The following is a 25,594-nucleotide window of genomic DNA, read 5'->3' as shown; positions in this document are numbered from 1 at the left end:
GGCTCGGTATCCAGGAATAGCAAAACACCCCCATATTCATTGGACGAAGGCCATGACAGGGGGTGTTGTATTCGTTTGGGACGGAACGATATGGCATGGACCGCAAAGATCATCAGGCATGGAATAACGAATCGATCTTGGTAACCAGCAGGCTGGCCATCGGCCAAAGCCACGGAACATGTATAACCCAATAAGGGGACTTGAATCTCCCGGCCTGATAACAGATCCCGCATTGAACACTCCCACCACTTTAGCCTTCGCTTGAAGTGGGGGATTCTTGGGTAATCGAACCCCTTGGTTCGAAGTGGACCAAGCGATCCCTGTGGTCCCCACAGTTCTCGGGCGATATGACGATTGATATGGCAACATCCTTAATGTTTCGGGCTGCATTGACATCCCGATTCATGGAGGGTCTCGCAGGATGGGCACACCCATTGCCGTACCGAAAGATCTTTCACCTCTCGGTGTAGCGCTCCGCATACATGGCAGGTTTGACTTGTCGGAGCAAACGTATTCGCAATCTTGAGGGTACGCCCGTACCATTCCGCTTTATACGTGAGCTGCCTTCTGAACTCACTCCAGGACGCATCGGCGATCGATTTGGCCAGCTTGTGATTCTTGAGCATGTTAGACACCTTTAAGTCCTCGATACTGATCGTTTGGTTTTCACGAATCAGCTTGGTGGACAGCTTATGCAAAAAGTCATGGCGGATATTCGCCATTCTCTCGTGGATCAGGGCGACCTTCCGTTTGGCTTTTTGCCAGTTGGAACCGTCTTTCGTACGCCGGGCCAGCCTCCGCTGCCAGCTCGCCAACTTCTTTTCATACCGGCTCCAGGCTTTCGGATGAGTATCCCGCATACCCTCGGAGGATACCGCAAACGTTTGAAGTCCCAGATCGATCCCTACCGATTTTTCGTTACCCGGCAAGGGCTCCATCTCCACTTCACAGACGAGCGAAACAAAATACTTCCCCGCGGCATTTCGCCGTACCGTCGCCGAGAGAATGCGTCCTTCACAGGGGCGGGAGTTTGCAAACCGCAGCCACCCCAGCTTGGGGAGCTTCAGCTTATTTCCATTCACAGCGATATTTCCATTGGTGTATCGGGTAGTGTAGCTTTGCACTGGATGTTTACGGTTTTTGAAACGTGGAGCCAGCGCCTGCTTCTTGAAAAAACGATCAAAGCTATCGGCTACATGCCGAACAGCCGATTGTAGGGCAATACTATCTGTTTTTTTCAACCAAGGATGTTCTTGCTTTAGATCTGGAAGCTGCGTGGCACAAGTATGGTACGACAAGCCCTTGCCCGTGGCGTCAAACGTATCCTTCCATTGTCCCAAAAATAGTTGAACACAAAACGGCAACATCCAAACATCTGATGGATCGACTGCTGCTGTGTACGATCGGGGTAGATCCGATACTTGTATGCTTTATGGAAGAGCATGCCACACACCTCCGTTCTTGCAGTTATTATAGCACATATGTTCGGTTCTGAATGAAAAAAAATGGCGATTCATCCTTCACCTAAAGCTGACGCTTTTGAGAAGGGGGTCTTCTCGCCTGCAACGATAAACGAACAATTTCTCATTTTTCCTCTGGCTCATATGTACCTCCCGATGCTCTTGCACAACTTGCAAAACTTCATTAGAACCCGGCCTGGCATCGCTTCATAGCTTGAGTTAACCCTTCGAGCTTGGAAAAAGTCATCTGCACCTAGCCATGCTCTAACTCACTGCATGTTGTAATACTGCATGATCCTCATGCGCGTAGTCAGGATCAACAGCTGCGGGAGCATAACCACGCCAATATAGACCAGTACGATCAGCCACAAATGCGCCGCAAAATTTTCCGCTCCGGCGGACGGTTTCGGAACCTCGATAAAATACCACCAGCATGGGATGGCGACCAACCACGTCAGTGCGGTGGATATGAAAAACTCTTTGATCCCCTTCCACAAAAAACAAAACGCAACCCCAAAGACGATGGGTCCCACCCATGAATGAAGGATTGGCCCGAAGCTGCTAAACCAAAAGATTGTTGCCGGGTACAACAGCGTGATTCCCCAGCGGATCAGGGGATGCTCGTATAGCTTCATCTCATTTCCTCCTTTTCGGTCCCGCGCGCATAATTTCCATTACGCGGTTCATACTACGTTCAGGAAAATATTGAGGGAGTGACCAAGGTGAAATCCAGAACATGGTTGACTGCCGGAGCAGTAATCGTCTGCTGTACGCTGCTCTGGGGATGTACGAACACAGACCGCAGCCCGTCCCCATTGGCAAATAACGCGGACGTTGTCCAGCCCGAAGGTTTCGGCGATCTGAAACGGTTGGAAGCTTCCCATTTGGAAGCACTGGAGCGCATGGAGAAAGACCACATTCACCGCATGGTGTCCCTAAGCGCCCGCACCGATGAGGATCGCGTCATGACCGTGCTCGATCGTTCCAGCCAGAAGCTGGAGGAAATGCGGCCGTTGGCTGAAATGCTGCAATACCAGGGACATCCTGCCCTTTTGCAGCGTATTCAAGAGATGTCCAGCGACATCCTGGGCTCCCAGACTGTTCTTGCCCAAATGAAAAAGGTCGCAAACGACGGCAGCATCAAGATCCAATCGTCCAAAACGGATGCGCTGCAACACATCAACAGCTTCAACGACTATCATCGCTATATTCGGGAAGAGGTTCAGACGCTGAGCGGCGAATCCCAAGCATCCAAGTCCGTGCGTTGACAGCTCGAATTCGCCCATGAAACAGATTAGGTGGGTATGGTGCATTCCCGTCTAATCTGTTTTTGCATGCACATGCGCTGATCTTGTAACATAACCCCCGACAACCCGCTCGGTCCCCTATTATAGATCATCTATACCCGCCAAGGTAGCTCGTCATCCAAAAACAGGAAAATAGTCACCGTATCATTCCAATTAGAGCTGTGGCTCATTGGATGGGTATAGGCTGTTGTTACCAGAATCGGAGTTGGCTTAACGAACCTGACACGTCTTATTTGGCCTGTTTGTGCCTGCGATCATTTCTAAAGAACCTGAGACACGTTATCCGTGCAAAACCGGCTCCGGATCGCCTACTTTGGTGCATATAAGCTCGCTGATGTTCGTTAGAAATTCGGGACTGTCCATTTCCTGGAAATAAGGTTCCTGATGTTCGTTAGGCCTGCACCGCCGCTTCAAGATTCATTCCGGTCGGCTGCAAAAAGAGGCCCTCTCCGCTGTCGATCCCGTATTCAGCATCATGCCAACGAACGTTCACATCGGCCATCAGAATGATCTGAGCAGGATGCTCCATGACGAGCGGATACAGGGAATACCGTTCCCCCATCTGCCAGCACGCACGCATTCTGCATTTCGTAGATCATCGGAATCATCGCTTGTCCCCCCATCGTAAAATTCCACGAGCATACCACATCCCTATTCCGCTCGTCCCCCTTGCCTCAGTGAAGCAACTTAACGAAAAAGCGGCCCAGACTGGAAAGTACCAGTCCAAGACCGCTCTGATCGGACGATGCGATATAATTATGGATTATGCCAAAAGTACGGCATTCAAACAGATTGCGCCATGTTCGCGCACGTTGACCACGATGACCGGCGTATCCAGCATGCCGCGCATCCAGTTCATGTACTCTTCGGCTTTGTCATTCGGCACGATCGCCAGAATAACGCCGGCGAAACCGCCGCCATGAACGCGGCACGCGCCATCGCCCAATTGGGCCAAATAGTTCTCCGTCAGCGCAAGCGCGACCGAGATTTCCTGTTCGCGCACGGCACCGCTCTGATATACGTTCTGCAGCCATTTCCACGAGGAGTTGCCCGATGCCGTAATCAGGGACAGGAAGTCTGCGAAATGTCCTTCGCGCAGAGCCTGCACCTGACCGTCCACGCGTTTGTTCTCTTCCAGGAAATGAAGCGCACGCAGCACCGCCCGGTCTCCGGCCGCTTCGCGTACCGCAGGCAGCTTGGCGTAGATGTCTTCCTCCGAAATATCGCGAACGTACTCTCCGCCGAGCGCCTCGGCCACCGCTCTCATTTCGTTCGGCACGGAAGCATAATCTTCGGTCAGGTCGGCATGGTTGCCGCCCGTATTTACGATGACCAGAGAATAACCGTTCTCTTGGAAGTTCCAGTTCACAGGTTCGATCACAGGCTCGGCTGCATTGGCAAAATCGATCGAGATCAGTCCGCCGTACGCACATGCCATCTGATCAAGCAAGCCGGACGGTTTGTTCCAGAAATTATTTTCCGCATACTGTCCGATCTTCGCCAGCGTCACGACATCCAATCGGCCTTCATTGTAAAAATGGTTCAGTATCGTGCAGATCAGCATCTCGAACGATGCGGAAGAGCTCACGCCGGACGCCGAAAACACGTTGCTGGAGATGTCCGCCTGGAACCCGCCAACGTTGTATCCGAACTCCACGAAGCCCGCTGCCATGCCGCGGATCAGCCCGGTTGTTCCATCGTCTTCGCTGTTGGGCTTCAAATCCGCCAGATCGATGACGTACTTTTTGTCGTATCCTTCGGAATAAAACGTAATGACGGAATCGTCCGTCGGCACGGCCACCGCAATCGTATCCAGCGTAATGCTGCCCGCAAGCACTTTCCCGTGGTTATGGTCCGTATGGTTGCCGCCGATCTCGCTGCGTCCTGGCGAACTGAATAATTGCACTCCGTCCTGTGCGCCAAAATGCTGCCGGAACGACGCATCCAGCTTCTCGTAACGTGCCGCCTGCTCCTCGACGTGCTGCGCTCCGTACATTTGGGCCAGCAATGCTTGTCCCTTTGCCGATCTGATGATCTCTGTGATCTGTGTCATCTGTGTATTCCTCCCGTTTCATATGTAAGCGGTATAGTTTTGGATTATCCATGTTGTTTCGGTCGAAAAAATATCGCGTTTACCTCCCCCATTATCTCAGCTTCCGAAGGGAAAAGGTAGGGCAGTTTTGAAATTTGTAAGCGTTTTTTGAAAGATGTGTCCGAAAGGGTTCTCTATGGGCCTCGACATACTATATTTGCCCGTACAGCTTCCCGGAAACTCCGCTTAAGGGAATAGAACAGATGTCCTTGCACGGAAAAAGCACTTGAATGCCTTCCCGATATCCACTAAATTTGTATTTAATGGAAACTGGGACTTGCAGCCTCATTTATGGGATACATACTTTTGAACATGGGAGGTCTTGATGAAAACCAAAACGAACTACGCCAAGCTCTTTGCCGCGTTCTCCATCACGTTCCTGGGGGACGGTCTCACCATAGCGGCAGTGCCTTGGCTGATTTCCACCCTCACCAGTGATACGCTGTATGCGTCCATCACGATGACCGCGTTACGTCTGCCCTGGCTGCTTTTCAGTTTGCCCATCGGTGTCCTGATTGATCGCTATTCACGCAAACACCTGTTGGTCGGTGCCGGCATGGTCCGCATGGTCCTGCTTGTTTTCATGACCTTGTGCGTGTGGAGCGGATGGATCAGCATTCCGGCGCTGGCCCTGTTTATGTTCGGCATCGGCGTCAGCCGGGTCATATTCGACAGCACCGTGCAGACGATCCTTCCACAGATCGTGGATGAACGCAAACTGGAAAAAGCCAACGGCCAGTTTACCGCAGGGCAGCTGATCACGAGCGACATTCTGGGCGTGGCGCTGGGCGGGTTCATTCTCGGCCTGCACATCGTCTTTCCTTTTGCCATCGATGCGGTTACGGCGGTTGTCGCGGTCTTGCTTCTGATCGGATTGAAGGGGACCTTCACACCAGGGCAAACCGCCAATCTCGATGTACCGGCTGCGCCGGAGCATGGACAATCCTCCAAGCCTGATCGGCCCATGACCAACTGGCGGCGGGAGCTTGGGGAAGGCATTCGGTACGTGATCCAGGATCGTTTCCTTCGCGGCTTGGCACTGCTATCGGTTACCGTGACCTTGATGTATGCCGTCATTTTGTCGACGCAAATCTTTTTCGTGCGGGAAGTGCTGCATCTCGAACCGCATGCGTTCGGCATGCTCATTGCTATTGCCACCGTGGGCAGCATTATCGGCAGCCAGGCCGTGGCGCGGATGCGCAACCGTTGGAACGCCAAGCAGCTTATCTTGCTATGCGTGCTCAGCATGGGCGTAATCTATGGTCTGGTGGGCCTTACTAAGAACGCTTATGCCGTGGGGGCATTGTACTTCTGCGCGGCCTTTTTCATCGTCGTTTACAACGTGATCCGTTCCTCCATCCTGCAGCGTTCGGTGCCCAATGAGCTGTTGGGCCGAGTAGGCAGCGTGTTTCGTTTTCTTTCGTTCGGCATTAGCGCCATCGGTACGTTTCTCGGCGGATTGTTGGTCCGGGTTAGCGAAAACTGGCTGGATCGGGAACTCTCCTTGCAGCTGCCCTATCTGTTGCTGAGCGCAGTCTACCTGCTCTCCTGCTTGTTGTTTGCGGTGAATTTAAGAGGTTATTCCGAACAAACCAACCACGCCTCACGAATGTGATCCGAATAATCATCCATCATGCATAGCCAAAAACCTTTGAGTTCTCGCTGCTGCCTGGAGCGAATCATCAAAGGTTTGATTTGCGTACCTATATAAACCGCAATCACAAATCACACCAGGCCACTGCGAGTACAGTACCATCTTCCGATCGCTGTTATCCCCAGATTTTTTTCAAATTCTCTTTTTCAAAGGGAAATCTCATTGAATAGTCGACATTTGTGCCGAAATGGACACGCTGCCGTCCTTCACAACGACCTCGTTGAAAAATGGCTCAAACAAGGAAGCCGGCACATACGTAACGCCTTTATGCGTTTTGACCGGCGCGGGTAGATCCACTTCTTGCGTCAGGTTAATGATCTTCAATTTCCCGGTAAATTGAACCGCTTGGCTGCCGCTTTTCACCAACACCCATTGAATGCCGTCTTCCACGCGAACCGCCTTCTCTTCCGGCATCCAACTTACGGTGTACCCCAACGCCTCTGCCGTTTGGCGCAAAGGAACCATAACCGCTCCTTGAACTTCATAAGGCGAAAGAGCGTGGCCGTCCGGCTCCACGATTTTTCCGTTGACCTTTAACATGTACGACGGAGAAGCTTTTCCCGTGCCGGCATTGGACGCCTTTGCTTTCGACGCATACGCGGCGCCTGCCACCGTGACCACGCAAAGGGCAGCGAGCAGCATATAATATACTTTTTTCATGTTACGCCTCCTCTCTATGATTTCCATCCATGGTTGTCTTCCTTTATAAACGGGATTATACGGCGTTTTGTTTCATCATGATGATCATGGAGACCCCTTAACTCATCATAACAACAAAACAAAGGAAAGCAGGGCACACAACCTCCCTACTTCCTATGTATTTTACCAGACCGCATGGATTGGATTGAAGCAGACTCTCCTCTACCTTTAAGAAGAACCATCGGATTGTTCCGTAAGAAACAGTTGTTTGCAGAATTCCGCATACGTCGGAACCTGATCCAGCTTATAATTCATGATTTTGTTGATCAATCCTTCCACAATGGTCTGGGACAGATCGTCCCGTTCCTGTGGCCTAACCTCGCTCCTCATCTTCTGAATAACCGGTTGAAAGGCGTTGATGATGCGCAGCATGCTATCCCGATCACCACGCTGTGCTTTTTGGACTTCATCATAGAACTCAATGTTTCCTGGATTCATCTTTAATCACCGCTTTGATGACTTCGATCAGATTCCCTATGTTCAGGGAAAGCTGGTCCAGCTTTTTTTCGAATCGTGTGAACAAATACAACGTGATCATAATGGGGAAACCGACTTGACTGATCCCTGCGATTAGCGTCGAAATAGAACTTTGATCCATCGCTTATTCCCCTCTCGCCAGTATCGTTTTCATTTTTTTCAATGCCGCGTTTCTCGTCTTCGCCACAGCCTGTTGGCTGACCTGAAGACTGCTGGCAATTTCATGATCGAAATATCCTTGTCCGTAATATAACGTCGTCACTTTCTTCTGTTTTTCCGTCAACCGCTCAAATGCCGACTCCACCTGTTCGTTCTCAAAACCTCCTCTGAACCGAATCGTCTGCTCATCCGTCATCGGGGCTTCATATGAAGCTTGATATGCAGTTATCGTTTCCCCAAGTCGCGTGTCCGAATCTTCCGCGGATGGTTTGTCATAGATAAGCACATTGCGGGTGGCATAACGCTGATTGCGCCTCATCTGATCCAAACTCATGAATTTGAGCGAAAGCGTAATGTACGTAATGAACCGGTATTGGAACAAATAACGCCGAAACGACTCGTTCAGTTCTTTTTCCTTCCCCTCCTCGCCTCTGATCGACTGGATTAACAGCTTTCTGTGCTTTTCCTGCTCAAAAAAGGTGGCAACGACCCGGTTCATAAATAACGCGGGATGCTGCTGTTTGTACTCTTCAAACTGTGCGCTCCATGTTTGCGTGGCGTAATCGCGATGTCTTTCCAGGGTGCTCATCCGACTCCCCCTCCTTCATTCTTTATATATAAGAAGGCGAAATTCAATCCCTTAAAAACAACCAAAATAAGAACACCTGTTCGTTTTATTATACTATATTTTTTTCCATTATGTACAAAATAAATAAGCAGCAGACGAAGTTATTTGCATCTTGGTAACCCATTTTCCGCTAGCGGCACGTCTGATCGTAAGTTACTCCTTTTTAAGAAATAAATTACATGTTATCCACTTCTATGGGTTATAGATGATGTAAAATCATCTTTGTAAAATACACGAGCATTTAGAAAGGAAGCGATTTCAATAATTTTCAAGAAACCTTCGTTTGTCCTAAGCTCCATAGCTGCAGTAAGTATTTTGTTATCTGGATGTGGTACTGAGAGTTCAGAAAAGTCTATAGATCAGACCGAAAGTACATCGACGGAGACGAATAAGGGTGATGAATTCAAAAATCAAAATCCAAAATCGCCCTATGCTAATGTAGTTAAAATTGATTCCTATCAAGAACATCCGACTGTTCGAGCCCGGATAGATACAGATCACGGTGAGCTATATGTTGTCTCCAAAGGAAAAGAAGCGATTGGCCATGTCACCACACCAAGTGTTCTAGGGAGTGAAGGAGACTTCTTTTATCAAGGGAATTACTCGGTGATTTCCAAACATCATGAGGAGATAAAAGAAATAAAAGAACTACAGGAGCTTGTGTTTATTCAACCTTCTGACCAGCCTATTCCCTTCAAGAAAATCAGCTTTGAAGCCATGGACGTTTTCCTGCTCACTCCTGAATATACCTCTTCAAGAGGGTATAATTCTTATGCTTTTGGCGTGGATAAAGAAAGCGGAGAAGCATTTGCAATCCCTTTTAAAAAGGCTGACAACGTTCAGGAAACGATCAATTATGAAAAGACGAGTACTCCCGACAATGAAAGCGAAAAGCTGGTCGTAACCACGAGAAATACAGAAGGACAAGGCGATACATTAACTACAACATATAGCTTTAATAAAGACAGTAAACAGTTCATTGCAGAATAGATAAGCGTGAGAACGTGTGAAACGATAGATCGCTAAACCTTGGGAATAAGGAAAAGACGCTGCTGCAATTAAAATAGGACATCAGCCCGGGCAAGGGCCAACGTCCTTTCATCGATTTTTTTGCTGCATGGAATGTTTATTATTCACGAGGAAACTCATCTAACTGATGGCTATCATCCAGTTGAATCTCCACCTTCTTGATCTTGCGACGTTCCGAGGATAACCAGTCTTTGATCGCGTTAAAATCACTGGTATCCAGGGCTGCCGTTTCGAGATCGAATCGATCGTTGTTGATCCATGCATAAGACAGGACTGGCCATGTCGGCTTCAACATGAACTGCTTTTCAAGATCGGGCGATGCATATCGAATCACTTTAAAGGAGTCTAGATCCACTGCAACGATAATGTGACGGACAACCACACCGCCTTCATCGTTGGCATACCGAAACAGCATTTTATCATGATCGGGAGACAGCTTGTAATCCTGAAAAATGCCAACAGGCATCGTTAAACTATCGGTATGTTCGCCATCGGTTCGGATCAGGATCGTGGAGCACGATTGGGTTCCGCAGCTATACTTCAACATCGCATACGTTTCAGCAGTAGATACAGGAAGCTTCACAAACTCCGTGCGTGCAATCTCTGCTTCAGTATTTTCTTCATTCAACAGATACTTCTTATACTGCGGGATGTCGTTAAGCCGTACTTTGAGGGACGTATCATCGCTTTTGAATTCCACGACATCAGGCAAAGAAGCCGCTGCTGAGTCACCAGATCCGGAGCCAAGTCGTTCCATGTGTACCGCACTTGTTTCGGCAGCCTGACTTGTTGTCATAGTGCTTGTATAGACCCAGATCAGACTCCCTGTACCAATCATAAAGAAGACCAAGAAAGCAAGGGCATATTTTTTCATCGAACATTTTCTCCATTCCAGGTTGTTTTACGCCAGACTTCATTCGCTTTATGAGTATTCCCAAACATAAGGAGATGAAGCACATGGCACTGACAGACAGCTTGAAAGACAAATTGTTGAGAAACACCGGATTCTTTGAGGGTAACAACGGTTACTCCAACCTGAGCGGCAATTTTGACGGGCAAGGGTTATCCTTCGGCATCATCCAGTACAATTTTGGCCAGGGCAGCTTGCAACCGCTGCTGAAGGAGTACATCCAGAACAACGAAACCGAGTTCAAAGGCATATTCGGCACCACCAAGGCAGCAACCCTGAAAGACGTCGTCCTCAACAAAACGAAGGCTCAACAGATTGCTTGGGGGGACAGCATCTCTACAAGCGGCGGCGGGGTCGTCTCTGAATGGAAAAGCCTGTTCGAAGCGATGGGCGCCAAATCGGCAAACCAGGCATTGCAGCGCAAGCATGCTCAAAGTTATCTGGATCGCGCCGTTGCCTTCGCTGGAAAATTCGGCATCGTGAGTACGCAAGGCCTTGCCTTCCTGTTCGATCATGCCGTTCAGTCCTGGAGCCTTGATGGCGAGAGCTCGATTATTTCCGAGATCACGTCGCTTGAGAAGGCTTGGAGAAATTCCGGCGAAACGGGCCGCTACCCTGACAAAGACCGTCTGTACTCCGTCTTGAAAGGCGTCAAAGGTTCTGACCCCATCGCCCGCAGAACGGCGATCCGCAACGGTTCGGGGACAGTGCATGGCAAGAGCTATAATATTTCGTCTTTCGGATTGTCGTACTCGACCAATTTCTAAGCGTGGTCAGGCGGAACACCCCTCATTGGGGTGTTTTTCCAATTTAAGTAATTATATAATACAGGATTCCGATTGGGGTTTCAGTTCGGTATCAAAGCCGCTAAGAAGAAAACCAATATTGTAACTATTCGTAAACAAATTGGAAATAGATTAGATGGAAAAAAGCCCAACCTTCGAGAAACGAAGATCGGACTTGGTTATCGTGAATTTATTAAAGGGGGAGTTCCGAGACTTTCGCTATTTATATAAGTTGAACCGATGATTTTTACACGGAGTCACTACGTGGTCAGAACCATCTTCCGATCACTGTTATCCCCAGATTTTTTGATCCCCTTTTTTCAAAGGGAAAATCCGGTGATAAGCCTATGCTTCCGATGCAGCTTTCTTTCAGAAAGCTTTTAGACCGCTTCGCTTCTCCAGATTCTTTCTGCCCTCTCCGTTATCGTGTAAATGTCTAGTTCAACCTATATAGATTAAATCTTTCTTTCTATTCTTTCACGCCTCGTTCGAAATACGCATGCAACCGATACAGGCAAATTTCCTTCGTCCATCGGTATAACAAATTACGTTCTGCATCGTCATGAACCTGAATATTCAATGAGAAGACGCCGTCTTCGAAACGGGTCATGCTTCCTTTGGCCCCGCCCCACTTGGACATTGGCATATCGGCAATCAGCTTCTCCACCTTCGCTGCGGTTTTCTCATTCCATTCCCATAACGACAGCTTGTCTTTGTCCGCAAAGTCCTTGCGTTTCCGATACTCTTTCTCTATCAGATAGTTATGGAAAAACGAAGCCACCTCGCTCGGCGTAATCGGATCGAGCCAACGTTCCTCGCCACGCTCCAGCATGTAGAGCAGCACGACCATTTTATAGCTCTTGCTCATCGAAGTCTTCTCTACGTCCTTAAGCCAAACCTCATGACGCACATAACATTCGTTTTCCTTGACAGACAGCAGCTCGGCCCAGTGGAGGAAACCGACATACAAACCGAATTCGCTCCGATATCCGATGCTCGGGGATTGCCCCATGAGATGTAATTCCAGATATGTCGGAATGCGTCCCAATTCTTGTTTTACGTCGATAAAATCCTTATGCAGCTTCTCGCGGCGAGGCAGCCGTTTCCGGCTCAGCTCTTGAAGAAAATTGATGACCTGTGCATCCAGATGAAGCTCACAATTGGTCGGGACCTCCGGCACCGCCGAAGCCAACCTTTTTCCTTCTCTCTCCTCATTGGCATGTACATCCAGCAAGCTTAACTTCACATCCGCATTCCGGTAGTTCCCGATCAGATCGATAATGACGCAATGGGATTTACCTTCAGCAAGACGCAGTCCTCGGCCCACCTGCTGAGTAAAGATCGTCAACGACTCCGTTGGTCGTACGAACAATAGGGTGTCAACGCTAGGAATATCAGTTCCTTCGTTAAACAGATCGACCGTAAAAGCGATATCCAAATCACCTGCACCCAATCGCCGGATCGCTTCCTCCCGTGACATTTCCGTCGTATAGGAGTGCAGGCTGAGCACCTTGGCACCTTGAACGCGGAAATAATCCGCCAAATAATCGGCCTGCCGAATCGAAGAACAAAAACCAATCGTACGTGTTTGCTTATGCTGCATCCAAGCACCGTGAATTTTCTCCGCGTACGTCTCGTGAAGCTGAGCGGCAATCAACTGTTGTTCATCGTAGCGCGTGCCAATCCAGCGAATTTGCGAATAATCCGTTTCATCGAACACGCCATAGTATTGAAACGGAGAAAGCCATCCCCTACGGATCGCATCAATAAAATGCATTTGGTACGCCACGTTACCATCACATAGCGCGTAAATGTCTTTGCCATCTAAACGGTCCGGTGTAGCGGTAATACCCAGCAGGAACTGGGGCTGAAAATATTCCATGACCTTAATGTACGTTTTTTGCTGCCGCATGATGGAAATCGTCCACGACGACTAAGTCAAATGCATTAGGTTCAAACATACTTCGGTGCTTCTGCATGCTGAGCGTGTAGATAGAGGCAAACACAGTCGGCTTCGCCATCCTTGTGCTGTCCGTTGTATATCCCATGGGTGCGGTCAGGCATGACTTGCTGAAAGGACCTTTTCGCCTGGTTCAGAATTTCTTCACGATGTGCTATGAATAATACCCGCTTAAACCGCTCTGCAAAGAATGCCGCCAAATACGTCTTGCCAAGTCCTGTCGCCATGATAACCATGGCTTTGTTGTACTGCTCTTCCATCGTTTGATGTAATGCTTTCAGTGCGTCGATCTGTGCAAATCGCGGCTGAATGGGAGCAGTAGACAGCGTTGCGGTCCCCTCTTCCTCCCCATCGATACGCCCTGTACTAATCTCGGCTTCTTCCATTTCGGTGATACGCTGAATCATCTCAGGATTTCGTCGGTGATATTTCTCGTACTCTTCTTCATACAACGCAATCGAATCGAGATTCACGGGCATCGTCGTCTCGTGGTAAAAGCTCTGCATGAACTTCTCCAAAGCCATCTGAAATGTGTACGGCTCTGCCTCCGCATTCATCGCAAGATTCCATTCGTACCCCGTTTTCAACGCTGTGAACGAAAAGTTGGATGAACCTACGATGAGCAGGCCTTCGCCATTATCGTGGTCAAAAAGGTATGCTTTTGGATGAAAGGAATTCCCCATGCTCCACCACAACCGAACTTCGATCCGTGGGTCAACTTCACATAATGCTCGAAGCCCCTCTGGCTGCGTAATGTACAAATAATCCCTCGCAAGCATTCGTACCTCTGCTCCGCGTTCGGCAGCCTGTTTCAGATGCGGAGCCAGCAGCTTTACCCCGGATTCCATAATAAACGAGGTCATGATATAAATCCCGGATGCGGTACGCACCCGGGCAATCAGTTCATCTGCTAGATTGTCGGTAATCAGTTTGACATTAAGCTTCGTCGACATCGATCAAATACACCCGTTCCTGAAATCCGCCGCGCGCCTCGGCTTTGTCCGCCCGCAGCTTGTCCAGCTGTGCCGCATTCGCGCCGTGCACTTCAGCCAGAGAACGAATTACTTCCAGCATATCGGCGAGTTCCTCCAGCGCTTCCTGATCGTTCTCTGCGCTAAAGTATTCGTCAGACTCCTCGCGCAGCTTCGCGCGCAGCTCCTGCTTGTATTCTTCCGGGTCCAAAATGCGTGTGCGGCTTTCTTTCCCGCTAGATGCAATAATATGCGGAATCTTGTCCCGCACCAATTTGTTATATGTAGGCATATGGCATGACATCCTTTCTAGGAGAGTATTCAGGTTATCGCCAAAATCTCCCTTTTGCCATTATACCATCCGCCATGGGAAGGAAGTCGGTTAATTCTGTAAAGGAGTAGGTATTGTTAATTTACTTATTGAAAGTTATATTTTCTTGCTCAGTCTCAATCAATTTATGATTAGAGATTTGCCAGCATAGATTTTTCTCTCCATCGTGATCATCGATAAGAAAATACCCCGTTATGTCCGAAATGGCAGCCATCTCTGATAATTGCTTTCTCATGAAATCAAGATAATACTCTCTAATATCGGCCCCATAAAATACATAAGCTGTCCAATTGATTTGTGTCTCTGGGAAAGTCCAACCTGACTGGTACATTTCTAATTTGCTTTTGTCCAGTAAAGCATCATTATATTTCTCGGTATAGTCATCCCGAATCTTTCTGACCTCATGCACAGTTTGTTCATCACACTCTAACCAACCTCTAACAGATACATACTTCCCCATTTTAATCCCCCATTCCTGTGCTTACTATAATTCTTTTTTTGTATTTAAAGGAACTCGAGTTCCTGTCTCCCCTGTTCCATTTGTCTGGATAAATGCATTAGATGTTCCGGCGTAACTTTGATCGTGGCCATATAAATCTCCGTCCATGAAAGTTGTTATTTAACCATGTTAGAAGAAGATTGAACAGATATACATCCCGCTGGAGTCCTGTTTTCCCCTACCCTCGTTTGGAAACTACTCCGGGGTGAATGATGCAATTGGTACAAGAAATGATGCTCTGGACCTAGCGATCACCACTGTTCTATGTTCAGATTTTCCGCTAACTGATGTACAAGATCCTCGGTTCTCCCAAGGAGTGGATCAACATGATGTATATCCAGCAGTTGTTGATCGAGATCGACTTCCAAGCAAGAAAGATGCTGCATCGTCCCGATAAACAAGGCTATGTCTAATCCTTCACCCGTTTCGTTTCGATGAACCAGACGCAAAATCTCATTCATGGTGAGTTCCGAAGGAACAAATGGAGTTCTGTTTTCGTGAATATACAAGGCTTTAAGTACAGCGTTGAAAGACCACTCACAGAGGATGAAGCAGCATTTGAATTGTCTATGGTCACGCATGAGGTATGCGAGCTTGAGATGATATTGTGATGTTTGATAAAAATGTGAAATCAAGGCATGAAGTTTTTTATTATGAACCTTTTCAAAATACATATCAACCCGCTGCTCTAACATGGACACCTCTCCTATCAAAAATATACCAGTATTATATAACAAAATCCATAAAATAAATACTCAAACATATGATTTATCGAAACTTTAATATCCATTCGACTATGTATGCAATTCAGAAACTTGACTAGACTTCTTATTAAGAGAGGTGTAGATCATGGATGAGCGGAAAATATTAAAATTAGTCGGTGCACGAATTAGGGTTCTACGGAAGGCAAAAGGTTTATCTCAAGAGGCTCTTGGCGAAAAGGGAGATTTCCATTTTACATACATTGGACAGGTTGAACGTGGAGAAAAGAATGTTTCTCTAATTAATCTCGCTAAAATTGCGGAGGCGCTGGATGTCAATATTTCTCAACTCTTTGCTTATGTGAATGATGAAATGGAGTTTACTGAGACGGATATCATGATTCAGGAAATCGTGGACATGCTTAGGGACACTTCTTTTAAGAATATTAGATTGTCCAGAAATATTTTAAGGGAAATTATGGGGGACCCTGAAGAAAACGTAAAATAAAAAAGCAAGGCGACTGCTCACAGCCTGCTTTGCTTTTACAAGTAATGCTATTAAATCGCTTTTGTCTTGCGGCAATTCGGAAAATTGCTGCATCCCCAGAATGTCACTCCTTCTTTGTTCTTACGCTTAACCATCTGGGCACCGCAACTGCATTTCATGGTAGAAACCATTTTAGAGGATATATTCGTTTTAGATGTTTTAATGCCTTTATTAGAAGGCTTCCATTTGCCCCAGCTGCGTAGTTTGCTATCTACCAATCCTCCATGCCAATAATCCACTTTAAACTGGTCCGCTTCCTTTCTGGCATCACTTGTAAAATCGGATGTCGTTACGATCAGGGATAAAATACAATCGTGATTGCGCTTAGCTGCAACCAGTTCACGAACCTTCATTACGTTCACCTTGTTATGGTCAGCATAACATTTGGCCTGGACAGCCGTTTTCTCTCCGCGTTTATCCGTAATGACCAAGTCAACGCCTCCATCCTTACCACCTACTCCAACCTCTTTGACGGAATAGCCTTGATCCCTGAAGTACAAAGCCAGCAGACGCTCGAATTCGGCTCCCGTCATTTTGTCTAATGGCAATGTTAGAATCACTTCGTCAGGTCTGCAGGTAGGTGATGAACGGTTAAAACTATTACTTACAGGCTTTTTCGCTTTACTTCTTGAAGTCTTTGAACTTCTTCGTTTTTTCTTTTTAGTGGGTTGGAGTAGTCCAGCAACAACCGTTAAAACAATAATTCCAATGGCGAACCAGATGATCTCTTTCATTTTTTTCTCCTATAATATCTACAATGTATTGATTGCTTAGCATTTATGTATCATTGAATTTTGATAAAAAAATTTTTACCCAACCCTAGAAAAGATACTTTCTCTGTTCCTATGCCAAGATTAAAAACAGATACAAAGATAAAGTCTTGCTGCGTTGTCGCATTTTTTATGATTGGCCCCCCTAATAAATCAATTCCAGCAGCCACCCATTCACTATCCGCCTCCTCGCTAGCTTCTTTTACCACCCACTCGACGAAGTTTTCCTTTGTAGGATTCGTAACGGCAAGCAACACGAGTACAAAACCTAAAATAATCAATTTTGAGTAATTCGATCTTTTGTTGTTAGAGCCATGTGTATCATGTTCCACTACACTACCTTCCTTCCACCGTTTTTTGGCTTCACTCCTTCTCTAGTCAAAGAGAATTAGTTGCGCCAATTTGCTAGTCTTAGCAGAAATATTATCTTACACCCCCCCACTTATTTCCACAACAAAATACAAATTTTGAACAACAAAACCTGCTTCCCTCAGCAGGCTTTCTCGTTCTATAAAACAATACACTTATTCGCCACAGCCACCATCTTCGCAGGCATCTCTTCTCGCAGCCGCCACACAAAGCTCATCGGCTTGTTCCCCTCATGGCTCACATAGTCTGCCTCACCCAAAAACACAAACGGAGACGTATAGTTGTGCTCTTCCTTATATTCCCGCACAAACAGCGCGATCCGGTGCCCAGTCTCCCGATGATGAATATAGCGCTGCGCGGTTGTCGTATGCTCCGATACCCGACTTTGGGTCTGCCAATGGAAGAGGCGCTCGTTAATCGCATAATCCTCATACAACGTGGATGGAGAAAAGTCTTTGTCTGACTTGTTCAGTGTAATGAAGAAAATATCCGTTTTCTCATCTGCAAAATACTTCACACCTTCACGAAAAGCTGGGGATTGATTGGCATTCCAATAGCCAAAGGCGGCCAGTACCTGGTCTATGAAATACGTACAGTGGATATCCAGTGGACAAGTGTATGGAAACTCGTTTCCTTTATCCACAAACCGCAAGTGGGACAGGTTATATTTCAGAATATCCACAATCTCGGCGCGAAAAGCTTCGCAAGCCAGCACCCGTTTTACGCCGTCCTCTACCCCACTAAAGCCCATCTTCTCGGGTGCGGCCCGGTGGAACGTATAATAGAACATGACGAGCATACGCTCTTCTTCCTCGTTCTTTGGTCCATATCCCTGCTCGATATAATGGATTAGAAACGTAAGCCACTTTCGCGAATTGATCGACAACACTGACGGCAGCCTGCGAATATATTCCTCCAGTTCTCCTTCAATGGCATCCGTCACCCCCGCTTCGGCCATCAGGCCGCGGAAATACCTTTTACCTGTCCGACCTCCGTAAAAGTCATGCAATGTCATCCCGTGATGCTCTACAAAATGGGTCAACGTTAGCGGCAATCCAGTATCTGCTTCGAATGTTTGCAGCTTCTGAATCAGATGCCTACGGCTTCTGCTCGTCTGCTTGAGGTTGCGCATCACGTAGTCTTTGGCCTGTTTTTCCAATTGGATGAACGTGCCGCGCGGCAGATTGGAGAACCCGTTCTCCACATAATGCGAGATGGAGTGCTTCGTCGGGCCGATCAAGGCCCGGAACTTGTCCTGGAAGTTGTATTCTCTGTGCGCCTGTCCAATGAAATCCAGCACCGTCAGGCATTCTTTTCCCTCTGCCAAACGCAGTCCACGCCCCAACTGTTGAAGAAAAATGGTCAAGCTTTCCGTTGGCCGCAAAAAAAGTACCGTGTTCACTTCCGGAATATCAACGCCCTCATTGTAAAGATCCACGACAAAGATCATGCGCAACTCCCCACTGACAAGGCGGCTTTTCGCCGACTGACGCTCCTGTTCACTCGACTCCCCGTGCAGCGCAATAGACGGAATCCCCGCCTCTTCGAACACCTTCGCCATGTACTTGGCGTGATCCACGCCGACGCAGAAGCCCAGTCCCTTTACTTCGTTCAGATCAGTGACATACTTGTCCAAACTGTTCATGATCTGGGTAGCCCTAATTTTGTTATGCGTGAAGAGCTTCTCTAGTTCTTGGAGGTCGTAACCTTTGCGAGACCATTTCACTTGAGACAAATCGACGGTATCCGTAACGCCAAAGTATTGGAATGGACTCAGCAGCTTACGATTAATGGCATCGGTTAAGCGAATCTCGGCCGCTACGGTATGATCAAAATATGCGAGAATATCTCGTCCGTCCATTCGTTCTGGCGTAGCAGTCAACCCCAGCAGAATAGACGGTGTATAGTGCGCAAGCAACTTCTGATACGAAGGTGCAGCCGCGTGGTGGAATTCGTCCACCACAATGTAGTCATAGAAATCAGGACTGGTAACCTCGGTCAGCTTCATAGAATTCAGGCTCTGAATGCTGATAAACAAATGATCCAATGATTCCGCCTGATGACGTCCCACGTGCAGCTCGCCAAAGTTCATATCTTTCAGGATATAACGGAACGTATCCCGGCTCTGCTTGAGGATCTCCTCTCGATGGGCAACGAACAACAATCGGGCTCGTGCATTCGCTCCTGTATATCGTTTGTAATCAAATGCGGAGATGACCGTTTTACCAACACCCGTCGCAGCCACGATCAGATTGCGCGTTCTTCCGTACAAGGCACGCTCAGCATGCAACTGTTCTAACACTTCTTTTTGGTAGTCATACGGTTGAATATCCAAATGAAACGAGTTAAGGTGCTCTTTTTTCCGATCCAATGCCGTTTTGAGCTGTTCCTCATGTGCAGCATCTTCGGCAATGTATGCCGTAAATTCCCTGTCGTTCCAGTAGCTCTCGAATGTCGCCTCAATCTTGCGCAGGACGTCCACGGAATCCTTCTCGGTCACCTTCAAATTCCATTCCATGCCGCTCGTAAGCGCTGGGTTGGAGAGATTCGACGAGCCGACATATGCTGTGGTAAATCCGGTATCTCTATGAAAAAGGTATGCCTTTGCATGCAGACGCGTTACTTTTGTATCGTACGAAATGCGAATTTCTGTATTAGGCAACTTGCTTAGTTCGACGATCGCTTTTAGATCGGTGGCTTCCATATACGTTGTTGTAATGATCCGCAACTTGCCCCCAGCCGCCGTAAATTGCTGAAGCTGTTCCAACAACAGACGAATACCGCTGAATTTAATGAATGATACGAGCCAGTCGATGCGATCTGAGGTAACGATTTCTTTTTGCAACTCCAATAGCATGCTGGGCTCGGATTTTGCACCCGTAAACAAGGAACTTTGAGATAGCGGCGTTTCTGGCCGCAAGATTTTAGACTCCTTGACCGCCCGAATACTGTTCAGTTTGGAATAAACATGCGTCAGTACCTCGCCCTGCTCGTCCAATTGAAGCTCCCGGTATTCTTCGTCGCCGATCGTATGTTTCAATGTTGCGATGATCTCATTGCACGTCCGAATCTGTGCCAATACCACACCGCTGTCCTCTGTCTGTTCCCGCACGATCTTGAGCGCCCGTCTCGTGACCGCTGCCAAATATGTAGATAACAGCTTCCGTGCCTCCTCTGCATCCAACCGCTCGGTCCCAATGGAATATGCATCAGGGTCCAACGCAGACAGTTCTTCACGTGTGATCGTATTGATTAATTGTTCGTATATGCCTTGTTTCATGACTGTACCTCTTGTCTGTAGGATGTTGTATTTGGGAATGCTATGTACATGGGATATCTAGTAAAAAGCTATTACAACTATTATCGGCCAATTTGTAGTAGATTGCATTACCCTCCATATGAAAATCTGACCAGCGATAATTCAAAGCCATGTTTCTAAATGTTCTTGTTGTAGTATAATGACAGTAGTAGATAAAACGTTAAACTAAAAAAAGCCAGTGGGCTACCCACGGCGAGAGATTCATACGGAATGAAAAACCACCGGTTTTGGCGCCAACCTATCGCCGGTGGTTTTTTGTCTTTAGAATCTTCACCAAAAGATCAAGTGACACAGTTTCACCCCCTTTATCCAAGAAAGGAAGTGATCATCTTGCTCAAATACACACGTTTCATATTTCTACTAACTTTTCTGATCGTTGTACTTACAGCTTGTAATGAGTTATCAGAGAAAGAAAGAAATAATTACTTTGAAAAGGCGATCCCGATCGGACAAAAGTATTTCATGACTCATTACGATACTGAAGTTGAATTCACTAGCTTTCAAATCAATACCCCAATGTCTTCAACCATGTTCTTACATGGATATACCAAAGATAAAAACCAATATGATGTTAGTCTTACCCTCGAGTTTCCTTCTCTTGAAGTAAAGTCTGCTGGCGGCCCTAGTGATTTCATCAAAAAATGTAAATAATAATATAATCCGACATAGATCAAACCGTTCGTGTTCCTCGTCATGTTGGAGATAGCCAGTGAAAGAATAAATTTAAACTACCCGGGAGGATCGTTTATTTCCGGGGTTTAAACATGTTTTCCACGTTCAAATAGGATCTGAATTCCTTTATATATCTGCTTACTGGGTGCGGGAATTTCTGATAGAGAGGAAACAAAAGTATTTGTAAGGAAAAGGTTAATTCAACGTGTTCACCTGTACTTACAATAGATCCCAATTAGTTTCTTATCTGAAAGGAGGAAAATCAAATTTTGACTTATGATCGAAACATTCACTTCATGGTTCTGGTCAATCCAAATCATGAATCCATCCTTTTGATGTGCGACAGTGACGTCGCTAGGTTGTGAATCGATTTTGAACAAAGGAACCCCTTTTACGGTTTCAACAAAGCTATGTTTTGGCCAAAAAGACTGCTCTGAAACCTTGGGGAAAATGAGCTCAAGCTCCCCTAATTCTCCATTCGGTCCAAGCCATATCATCGCAGACTGTGCAAGTCGATATGGAACATAATCGTCAGACATCAAATTTGTTGTCACGTTATATGTGTTTACTTGATTGGAGTATTTTACTTCGCTCTCCATTTGGATGTCTCTTACTTCCAGTACCTGTATCATTTTCTCACCATCCTGACGAATTCACCTTTCTCTTCGTCTTCCAATATGATCTCACTCACTATTTATGTAACAAATGCACAGATGGAACCGTTTAGATTTATGAGCGAACAGCAAGACAAGTCATGCAAATTTCCGGGGCTGTGGGCCTTTAATTTAATCTTTATAAGGTGGATAATAAACATGAGAAATAAAAAATGGTTTCTTGTCGCAGCGGCCGTTATCGCCCTAAGTGGCGCGTTTTACATGAACTCCATTTCTGCTGAAAGTCCTGCCCCATTAATCCAAGCTCAACTTGTTAAGGAAGGGGTGGCTATTTCTAAAATCACCACTCAAGAAAGCTATTTAAAGTTGGAAATAAAATCAGCCTCTACCTTAGAAAAAGCAACCATAGACGATATTAAAGCCATCCGAACAATTCTGAACAAAGTAAGAAGTGGGGCTAATGGAACCTCACAAATCAAAAATGTTGATCTCACGATCACAGGAAAAAATGGTCAATCGATTTACAATGGTGTTTCTAATGACATTACTCGAATACCCGATTTCTCATCTAAAATTGCAGGAACGCTCGATTCTGAATCAGTCCAGAACGCTATATATAATGAATTGAAGGCAAACGGTGTGATTGTGGAATCGACAGAAGTTAAGGATAACGTTCTGGGTGGAAAAATGGCCTCGATCGTGCTCGCAGCGAAAATCTCAGAGGTGAATAGTCTGGTTCCTAAAATGGAGCAATGGATCACAGCGCTTAATGATTCTGATGATATTGGAGTTTCTCAATATGAACTGACCATTAATGATAAGAGTGATCACTCCATGTTGTTATATTTGACAACGGATTTAGTGTATCGTGATTTTTACTGGTGGCAGTCTCCGGAACTTGACGATGAAGGACCTTACTTTTAAAAAAACAAATTGTCTGTCCCCACCCTGCCTTGCTTTCATTACGCTTGCGGTACATCGCTTCTGTTTTGCGACAATTCGGGTCATTGCCCTTTTTTGTTCAAACCATCAAGTGGAGCTTTATCAAAAAATCGTTCGTACCATCCATTTAAAGGATATGTCCCACCGTTTTTGATCACTAGTTCACGTAGTGTAATACTAAAGACGCCTCCCTGTTCCAAAAGAGTAATTAAAGGGTCATATATGCTTATATATCGATGTACATCAGGATTTTTGTCTGCGTACCTTGCCAATTGCAGGTAATATTGCATCATTCTTTGTATGCTGTTATCTTCGGACAAAAATTGAATAACATCTGAATTGCAAAGTGCTGCTATCTCTATTTCTCCTTCGGAATCACCAAGTAAGTTAGCTACATTGGCGAGACCTGGCGGTTTAGGGGCAAGTTGTGTCTCTTTAAAAAAGCTAGCTAGCCGTCTCATAAATTCGTAGCCTACGTCCGCATCTTCTTTATTAGACACTGTACCAACTAAATTCCAGTTTATATTATTCAATCTGAGAATGGCTTGATCCAGGTACATCTTTTTCACCTTCGGACTAATAATCCCACCAAGAGCTTTCAGAAGTGTTATGTGCAATCCCCCAGCAGCTTAGCTTGATCCAATCTCATTAGCTCCAAGATCAGCTTGTCCACATTTTTCAATTCTTCGGTGATGGTAGGTACAATCCCTGCATTCTGTTCCTTCTCCAATTCAGCTCTCATTGTCAAAAGGTTTTGAAACAAATCGGCATACTGCACCTCTTCCCCGTCCCAACCTCCATCTTCGACAATACACTCGATTCCAGCCTTGAATTCTCCGGTTAAACATTGAAGCATGCAATGGATGGTCTCACTGTTGGTTTGCCTTTTATCATAGAATTGCGAGGTATTCAAGAATGTCAGATTTTCAATTTGATCATTACAGAACAATCCGCTTTCGGCATGGAACATGCATACCTCTTTCCTTTTATCAAGAATAGCGTATATCTCTTTACAAAAAGATAAGGCAAAGAACACTGCATTTCGATCTCTGCTTGGTTGTACAAATATGGCTGTTTGCATCTGACGCTTCTTTGAATCTGCCAAGGAATCACGAGAAATGTCCAGCCAGATGCCCCTGATTTCTTCATTGTGTTCAAGAACGTAGTGGTTCACCCAGAGCCAACTGCCCGCACGTTCCATCCCCCAGTTCGATAGTTGATCTACAGCATTGAACTTGGACAACACGCCGCGCCATTTTTCAATATTTAGCTCTTCCTCCGTATAAATGACGATATTGGATCGAGACATGACATGGCTCCCTCCGGGTCTGACAATCTGCCCTCTTAATCTTTATACACTTCAGAGTCAATGAATGTTGGACTAAAAAACGATCTTGCTCATTCAATCTTCCATGAAGTTCGTTGAATTTATCGTTGGCATGTTGGTTATCCAACAACGCTAATGTCGCTAAAGCCACATGCCCTATTTGCCAAGGTCCGATAAATTTATGATCTTCCAAACGTACGCTTAGTTCAGATAATCTTTCAATGATCCCCTGGTCACAATAATTTCTTTCGATCGCTTTGAACATGGCCATAACCACGATTCTATAACTGTAATTCTGCATACAAAGGGCCAAAACTTCATTAGTAATGGTATCTTCGTCAAGCGCCTTTTCCAGTTCTTTGTTTGAAGGCAAATGGATGTGAATGTTGGATTGGCGGTCCCGTAGAAGACCGCGATAATTCTCGTTCAACCACTTCATATACACCTCGTTAAATAGAAACTGACCATCTTTATGGAGAAATATCTCATCACCAGATACATGATGCAAAATGCCTTGTGCTTCGAACATTTCAAGGATCGCAAAACAAATTTTATACATGGTCCTATAAGCTGTCTCGTAATCTCCTGACGGATTCAGATCAAAAGATACTGTCTCTTGATACTCAAAGTCCTCTTCCAGAAACATCGTTTCATAAGCATAGCCAGGATGATTCGTCGGTAAAATATTCGCAAAAATGCTTATGCTCAAGCCGATGTCTAAGATGATTTCTTCAACAACCTTTGAATCGATATATTTCACAGAATCACAAAATTCAAGCTGCTGCTTTTCCAAATAAATTTTCAAACGTACAACGTCAACAGAAACACCCTTGTTCACCAATCCCTTGGATTAACATAACACCAATGATCCACATCATTATCCCTAAGTTTGTTCAGATCAGCCAATGTGTAGAACCAGTCTTCTTCGATCCAAACCGTAGCGGTGGGGAATTCATTGAGGAATGCATATAGAAATTTGAATAATAAATCTTCGTTGTCCACAAAATCGCCAGAAACTAACGTTTTAAAATACTCTTGTGGGGGAGAATCCCAATCGAAATCGACAAGTTTATGTGGATACGGTTCATCAGCGATTCCAAAACAAATTGGCCTATCATAACTTTCATTTAATGGAATATCGCTAACACAGTATTCACAGTATTTTAATTTTCCGGCATCGTCTACTTTATTCAGGGTGTGGCTGTAGAACATTCCTTCGTTCGCGCATAACTCACCTAATCGAAGCAATAAATGGTTTATTTCAATGCTATTTCCGCTTTTGAAAAGGATGTGTGCAGAAATACCCATTTTTCCCTCCTTAGTAATAACAAGTACGCTTTCCCATTCATGATCCAATCGAAAGTTTAAATTC

Annotated in this window: 27 protein-coding genes and 2 pseudogenes; 7 read left to right on the top strand and 22 right to left on the bottom strand. The window is 46.1% G+C overall.

Going from position 1 to position 25,594, the window contains the following annotated elements:
• Nucleotides 1–250: 250 nt before the first annotated feature.
• A pseudogene (tnpB, locus tag SNR34_RS04965) lies at nt 251–1,444 on the bottom strand (IS200/IS605 family element RNA-guided endonuclease TnpB).
• Between the two features lie 285 nt (nt 1,445–1,729).
• On the bottom strand, nt 1,730–2,095 hold the full coding sequence (locus SNR34_RS04960) for a hypothetical protein (RefSeq protein WP_486181304.1): 366 nt from the start codon (nt 2,093–2,095) through the stop codon (nt 1,730–1,732).
• Between the two features lie 87 nt (nt 2,096–2,182).
• On the opposite strand from SNR34_RS04960, the gene SNR34_RS04955 reads away from it, so the two are divergent.
• Entirely contained in the window at nt 2,183–2,728 is a 546-nt protein-coding gene (locus SNR34_RS04955; protein WP_486181303.1) for a hypothetical protein, read from the top strand.
• Nucleotides 2,729–3,158: 430 nt separating this feature from the next.
• On the opposite strand, the gene SNR34_RS04950 is transcribed toward SNR34_RS04955, so the two are convergent.
• Complete coding sequence (locus tag SNR34_RS04950; RefSeq protein ID WP_486181302.1) at nt 3,159–3,347, bottom strand: hypothetical protein; 189 nt, start codon at nt 3,345–3,347, stop codon at nt 3,159–3,161.
• A gap of 183 nt (nt 3,348–3,530) precedes the next feature.
• The gene (locus tag SNR34_RS04945; protein WP_486181301.1) at nt 3,531–4,820 is read right to left on the bottom strand and encodes a galactokinase; all 1,290 of its coding nucleotides are present in this window, start codon (nt 4,818–4,820) and stop codon (nt 3,531–3,533) included.
• Nucleotides 4,821–5,184: 364 nt separating this feature from the next.
• On the opposite strand from SNR34_RS04945, the gene SNR34_RS04940 reads away from it, so the two are divergent.
• Complete coding sequence (locus SNR34_RS04940; protein ID WP_486181300.1) at nt 5,185–6,474, top strand: MFS transporter; 1,290 nt, start codon at nt 5,185–5,187, stop codon at nt 6,472–6,474.
• Nucleotides 6,475–6,672: 198 nt separating this feature from the next.
• Here the strand turns inward: SNR34_RS04940 and SNR34_RS04935 are convergent, their stop codons facing one another.
• From SNR34_RS04935 to SNR34_RS04920, 4 genes are all read right to left on the bottom strand, one after another.
• Nucleotides 6,673–7,173 carry a copper amine oxidase N-terminal domain-containing protein gene (locus tag SNR34_RS04935; RefSeq protein ID WP_486181299.1) on the bottom strand — a complete coding sequence of 167 codons (501 nt, stop codon included), beginning with the start codon at nt 7,171–7,173 and terminating at the stop codon, nt 6,673–6,675.
• Nucleotides 7,174–7,380: 207 nt separating this feature from the next.
• Nucleotides 7,381–7,650 (bottom strand): helix-turn-helix domain-containing protein, encoded by a 270-nt coding sequence (locus SNR34_RS04930; protein WP_236420983.1) that lies wholly within the window; start codon nt 7,648–7,650, stop codon nt 7,381–7,383.
• Nucleotides 7,631–7,810: a YvrJ family protein gene (locus SNR34_RS04925; protein WP_236420984.1), complete on the bottom strand. Its 180-nt coding sequence runs from the start codon at nt 7,808–7,810 to the stop codon at nt 7,631–7,633. The genes SNR34_RS04930 and SNR34_RS04925 overlap by 20 nt, the downstream gene beginning before the upstream one ends.
• A 3-nt stretch (nt 7,811–7,813) precedes the next feature.
• Nucleotides 7,814–8,437, bottom strand: a complete 624-nt coding sequence (locus SNR34_RS04920) for a sigma-70 family RNA polymerase sigma factor (RefSeq protein ID WP_486181298.1) — start codon at nt 8,435–8,437, stop codon at nt 7,814–7,816.
• 354 nt (nt 8,438–8,791) lie between these two features.
• Here SNR34_RS04920 and SNR34_RS04915 point away from each other — a divergent pair, with 354 nt between their 5' ends.
• Nucleotides 8,792–9,466, top strand: coding sequence for a hypothetical protein (locus SNR34_RS04915; protein WP_486181297.1), 675 nt, complete (start codon nt 8,792–8,794; stop codon nt 9,464–9,466).
• Nucleotides 9,467–9,605: 139 nt separating this feature from the next.
• On the opposite strand, the gene SNR34_RS04910 is transcribed toward SNR34_RS04915, so the two are convergent.
• Entirely contained in the window at nt 9,606–10,379 is a 774-nt protein-coding gene (locus tag SNR34_RS04910) for a hypothetical protein (protein WP_486181296.1), read from the bottom strand.
• An 83-nt stretch (nt 10,380–10,462) separates the two neighbouring features.
• Here SNR34_RS04910 and SNR34_RS04905 point away from each other — a divergent pair, with 83 nt between their 5' ends.
• The gene (locus SNR34_RS04905; RefSeq protein WP_343261439.1) at nt 10,463–11,182 is read left to right on the top strand and encodes a hypothetical protein; all 720 of its coding nucleotides are present in this window, start codon (nt 10,463–10,465) and stop codon (nt 11,180–11,182) included.
• A gap of 487 nt (nt 11,183–11,669) precedes the next feature.
• Here SNR34_RS04905 and SNR34_RS04900 read toward each other — a convergent pair whose 3' ends face one another.
• The 5 genes and pseudogenes from SNR34_RS04900 to SNR34_RS04880 form a co-directional block, all read right to left on the bottom strand.
• The gene (locus SNR34_RS04900; protein WP_486181295.1) at nt 11,670–13,112 is read right to left on the bottom strand and encodes a DEAD/DEAH box helicase; all 1,443 of its coding nucleotides are present in this window, start codon (nt 13,110–13,112) and stop codon (nt 11,670–11,672) included.
• A pseudogene (locus tag SNR34_RS04895) lies at nt 13,087–14,008 on the bottom strand (DEAD/DEAH box helicase family protein). The gene SNR34_RS04900 and the pseudogene SNR34_RS04895 overlap by 26 nt, the downstream one beginning before the upstream one ends.
• An 88-nt stretch (nt 14,009–14,096) precedes the next feature.
• Nucleotides 14,097–14,423 carry a nucleoside triphosphate pyrophosphohydrolase gene (locus SNR34_RS04890; RefSeq protein ID WP_486181294.1) on the bottom strand — a complete coding sequence of 109 codons (327 nt, stop codon included), beginning with the start codon at nt 14,421–14,423 and terminating at the stop codon, nt 14,097–14,099.
• Between the two features lie 121 nt (nt 14,424–14,544).
• Nucleotides 14,545–14,922: a hypothetical protein gene (locus SNR34_RS04885; protein ID WP_486181293.1), complete on the bottom strand. Its 378-nt coding sequence runs from the start codon at nt 14,920–14,922 to the stop codon at nt 14,545–14,547.
• Between the two features lie 290 nt (nt 14,923–15,212).
• Complete coding sequence (locus SNR34_RS04880) at nt 15,213–15,656, bottom strand: hypothetical protein (protein ID WP_486181292.1); 444 nt, start codon at nt 15,654–15,656, stop codon at nt 15,213–15,215.
• Nucleotides 15,657–15,810: 154 nt separating this feature from the next.
• Here SNR34_RS04880 and SNR34_RS04875 point away from each other — a divergent pair, with 154 nt between their 5' ends.
• Nucleotides 15,811–16,170 carry a helix-turn-helix domain-containing protein gene (locus SNR34_RS04875; protein WP_486181291.1) on the top strand — a complete coding sequence of 120 codons (360 nt, stop codon included), beginning with the start codon at nt 15,811–15,813 and terminating at the stop codon, nt 16,168–16,170.
• Nucleotides 16,171–16,220: 50 nt separating this feature from the next.
• Here the strand turns inward: SNR34_RS04875 and SNR34_RS04870 are convergent, their stop codons facing one another.
• From SNR34_RS04870 to SNR34_RS04860, 3 genes are all read right to left on the bottom strand, one after another.
• Entirely contained in the window at nt 16,221–16,943 is a 723-nt protein-coding gene (locus SNR34_RS04870) for a restriction endonuclease (protein WP_486181290.1), read from the bottom strand.
• Nucleotides 16,944–16,993: 50 nt separating this feature from the next.
• Nucleotides 16,994–17,311, bottom strand: coding sequence for a hypothetical protein (locus SNR34_RS04865; protein WP_486181289.1), 318 nt, complete (start codon nt 17,309–17,311; stop codon nt 16,994–16,996).
• Nucleotides 17,312–17,487: 176 nt separating this feature from the next.
• Nucleotides 17,488–20,628 carry a DUF3427 domain-containing protein gene (locus SNR34_RS04860; protein WP_486181288.1) on the bottom strand — a complete coding sequence of 1,047 codons (3,141 nt, stop codon included), beginning with the start codon at nt 20,626–20,628 and terminating at the stop codon, nt 17,488–17,490.
• Nucleotides 20,629–20,877: 249 nt separating this feature from the next.
• Between SNR34_RS04860 and SNR34_RS04855 the strand changes: the two genes are divergently transcribed.
• On the top strand, nt 20,878–21,318 hold the full coding sequence (locus SNR34_RS04855) for a hypothetical protein (protein WP_486181287.1): 441 nt from the start codon (nt 20,878–20,880) through the stop codon (nt 21,316–21,318).
• A 230-nt stretch (nt 21,319–21,548) separates the two neighbouring features.
• Here the strand turns inward: SNR34_RS04855 and SNR34_RS04850 are convergent, their stop codons facing one another.
• Nucleotides 21,549–21,938 (bottom strand): hypothetical protein, encoded by a 390-nt coding sequence (locus SNR34_RS04850; RefSeq protein WP_486181286.1) that lies wholly within the window; start codon nt 21,936–21,938, stop codon nt 21,549–21,551.
• Nucleotides 21,939–22,151: 213 nt separating this feature from the next.
• Between SNR34_RS04850 and SNR34_RS04845 the strand changes: the two genes are divergently transcribed.
• The gene (locus SNR34_RS04845) at nt 22,152–22,877 is read left to right on the top strand and encodes a hypothetical protein (protein ID WP_486181285.1); all 726 of its coding nucleotides are present in this window, start codon (nt 22,152–22,154) and stop codon (nt 22,875–22,877) included.
• Between the two features lie 80 nt (nt 22,878–22,957).
• Here SNR34_RS04845 and SNR34_RS04840 read toward each other — a convergent pair whose 3' ends face one another.
• From SNR34_RS04840 to SNR34_RS04825, 4 genes are read right to left on the bottom strand one after another with little or no spacing between them, the layout of a single operon-like run.
• Complete coding sequence (locus SNR34_RS04840) at nt 22,958–23,455, bottom strand: hypothetical protein (protein WP_486181284.1); 498 nt, start codon at nt 23,453–23,455, stop codon at nt 22,958–22,960.
• A gap of 47 nt (nt 23,456–23,502) precedes the next feature.
• Nucleotides 23,503–24,204, bottom strand: coding sequence for a hypothetical protein (locus SNR34_RS04835; RefSeq protein WP_486181283.1), 702 nt, complete (start codon nt 24,202–24,204; stop codon nt 23,503–23,505).
• Nucleotides 24,155–25,027, bottom strand: a complete 873-nt coding sequence (locus tag SNR34_RS04830; RefSeq protein ID WP_486181282.1) for a hypothetical protein — start codon at nt 25,025–25,027, stop codon at nt 24,155–24,157. The genes SNR34_RS04835 and SNR34_RS04830 overlap by 50 nt, the downstream gene beginning before the upstream one ends.
• A gap of 29 nt (nt 25,028–25,056) precedes the next feature.
• A complete protein-coding gene (locus tag SNR34_RS04825; RefSeq protein WP_486181281.1) occupies nt 25,057–25,578 on the bottom strand; it encodes a hypothetical protein in 522 nt (173 codons plus the stop codon).
• Nucleotides 25,579–25,594: the final 16 nt, after the last annotated feature.

It is taken from the genome of Paenibacillus sp. XP01, assembly GCF_057364885.1.
This window is presented reverse-complemented; position numbering and strand designations above follow the sequence as displayed.

Excerpts from the sequence above, each read along its gene's own strand:
- SNR34_RS04910 (WP_486181296.1), bottom strand. The coding sequence starts at position 10,379 with ATGAAAAAATATGCCCTTGCTTTCTTGGTCTTCTTTATGATTGGTACA.
- SNR34_RS04855 (WP_486181287.1), top strand. The coding sequence starts at position 20,878 with ATGAAAAACCACCGGTTTTGGCGCCAACCTATCGCCGGTGGTTTTTTG.
- SNR34_RS04900 (WP_486181295.1), bottom strand. The coding sequence starts at position 13,112 with ATGCGGCAGCAAAAAACGTACATTAAGGTCATGGAATATTTTCAGCCC.
- SNR34_RS04845 (WP_486181285.1), top strand. The coding sequence starts at position 22,152 with ATGAGAAATAAAAAATGGTTTCTTGTCGCAGCGGCCGTTATCGCCCTA.
- SNR34_RS04850 (WP_486181286.1), bottom strand. The coding sequence starts at position 21,938 with ATGGAGAGCGAAGTAAAATACTCCAATCAAGTAAACACATATAACGTG.
- SNR34_RS04935 (WP_486181299.1), bottom strand. The coding sequence starts at position 7,173 with ATGAAAAAAGTATATTATATGCTGCTCGCTGCCCTTTGCGTGGTCACG.
- SNR34_RS04945 (WP_486181301.1), bottom strand. The coding sequence starts at position 4,820 with ATGACACAGATCACAGAGATCATCAGATCGGCAAAGGGACAAGCATTG.
- SNR34_RS04835 (WP_486181283.1), bottom strand. The coding sequence starts at position 24,204 with ATGTCTCGATCCAATATCGTCATTTATACGGAGGAAGAGCTAAATATT.
- SNR34_RS04920 (WP_486181298.1), bottom strand. The coding sequence starts at position 8,437 with ATGAGCACCCTGGAAAGACATCGCGATTACGCCACGCAAACATGGAGC.
- SNR34_RS04840 (WP_486181284.1), bottom strand. The coding sequence starts at position 23,455 with ATGTACCTGGATCAAGCCATTCTCAGATTGAATAATATAAACTGGAAT.
- SNR34_RS04940 (WP_486181300.1), top strand. The coding sequence starts at position 5,185 with ATGAAAACCAAAACGAACTACGCCAAGCTCTTTGCCGCGTTCTCCATC.
- SNR34_RS04880 (WP_486181292.1), bottom strand. The coding sequence starts at position 15,656 with ATGTTAGAGCAGCGGGTTGATATGTATTTTGAAAAGGTTCATAATAAA.
- SNR34_RS04950 (WP_486181302.1), bottom strand. The coding sequence starts at position 3,347 with ATGCGTGCGTGCTGGCAGATGGGGGAACGGTATTCCCTGTATCCGCTC.
- SNR34_RS04890 (WP_486181294.1), bottom strand. The coding sequence starts at position 14,423 with ATGCCTACATATAACAAATTGGTGCGGGACAAGATTCCGCATATTATT.
- SNR34_RS04930 (WP_236420983.1), bottom strand. The coding sequence starts at position 7,650 with ATGAATCCAGGAAACATTGAGTTCTATGATGAAGTCCAAAAAGCACAG.
- SNR34_RS04870 (WP_486181290.1), bottom strand. The coding sequence starts at position 16,943 with ATGAAAGAGATCATCTGGTTCGCCATTGGAATTATTGTTTTAACGGTT.
- SNR34_RS04960 (WP_486181304.1), bottom strand. The coding sequence starts at position 2,095 with ATGAAGCTATACGAGCATCCCCTGATCCGCTGGGGAATCACGCTGTTG.
- SNR34_RS04875 (WP_486181291.1), top strand. The coding sequence starts at position 15,811 with ATGGATGAGCGGAAAATATTAAAATTAGTCGGTGCACGAATTAGGGTT.
- SNR34_RS04905 (WP_343261439.1), top strand. The coding sequence starts at position 10,463 with ATGGCACTGACAGACAGCTTGAAAGACAAATTGTTGAGAAACACCGGA.
- SNR34_RS04925 (WP_236420984.1), bottom strand. The coding sequence starts at position 7,810 with ATGGATCAAAGTTCTATTTCGACGCTAATCGCAGGGATCAGTCAAGTC.
- SNR34_RS04860 (WP_486181288.1), bottom strand. The coding sequence starts at position 20,628 with ATGAAACAAGGCATATACGAACAATTAATCAATACGATCACACGTGAA.
- SNR34_RS04885 (WP_486181293.1), bottom strand. The coding sequence starts at position 14,922 with ATGGGGAAGTATGTATCTGTTAGAGGTTGGTTAGAGTGTGATGAACAA.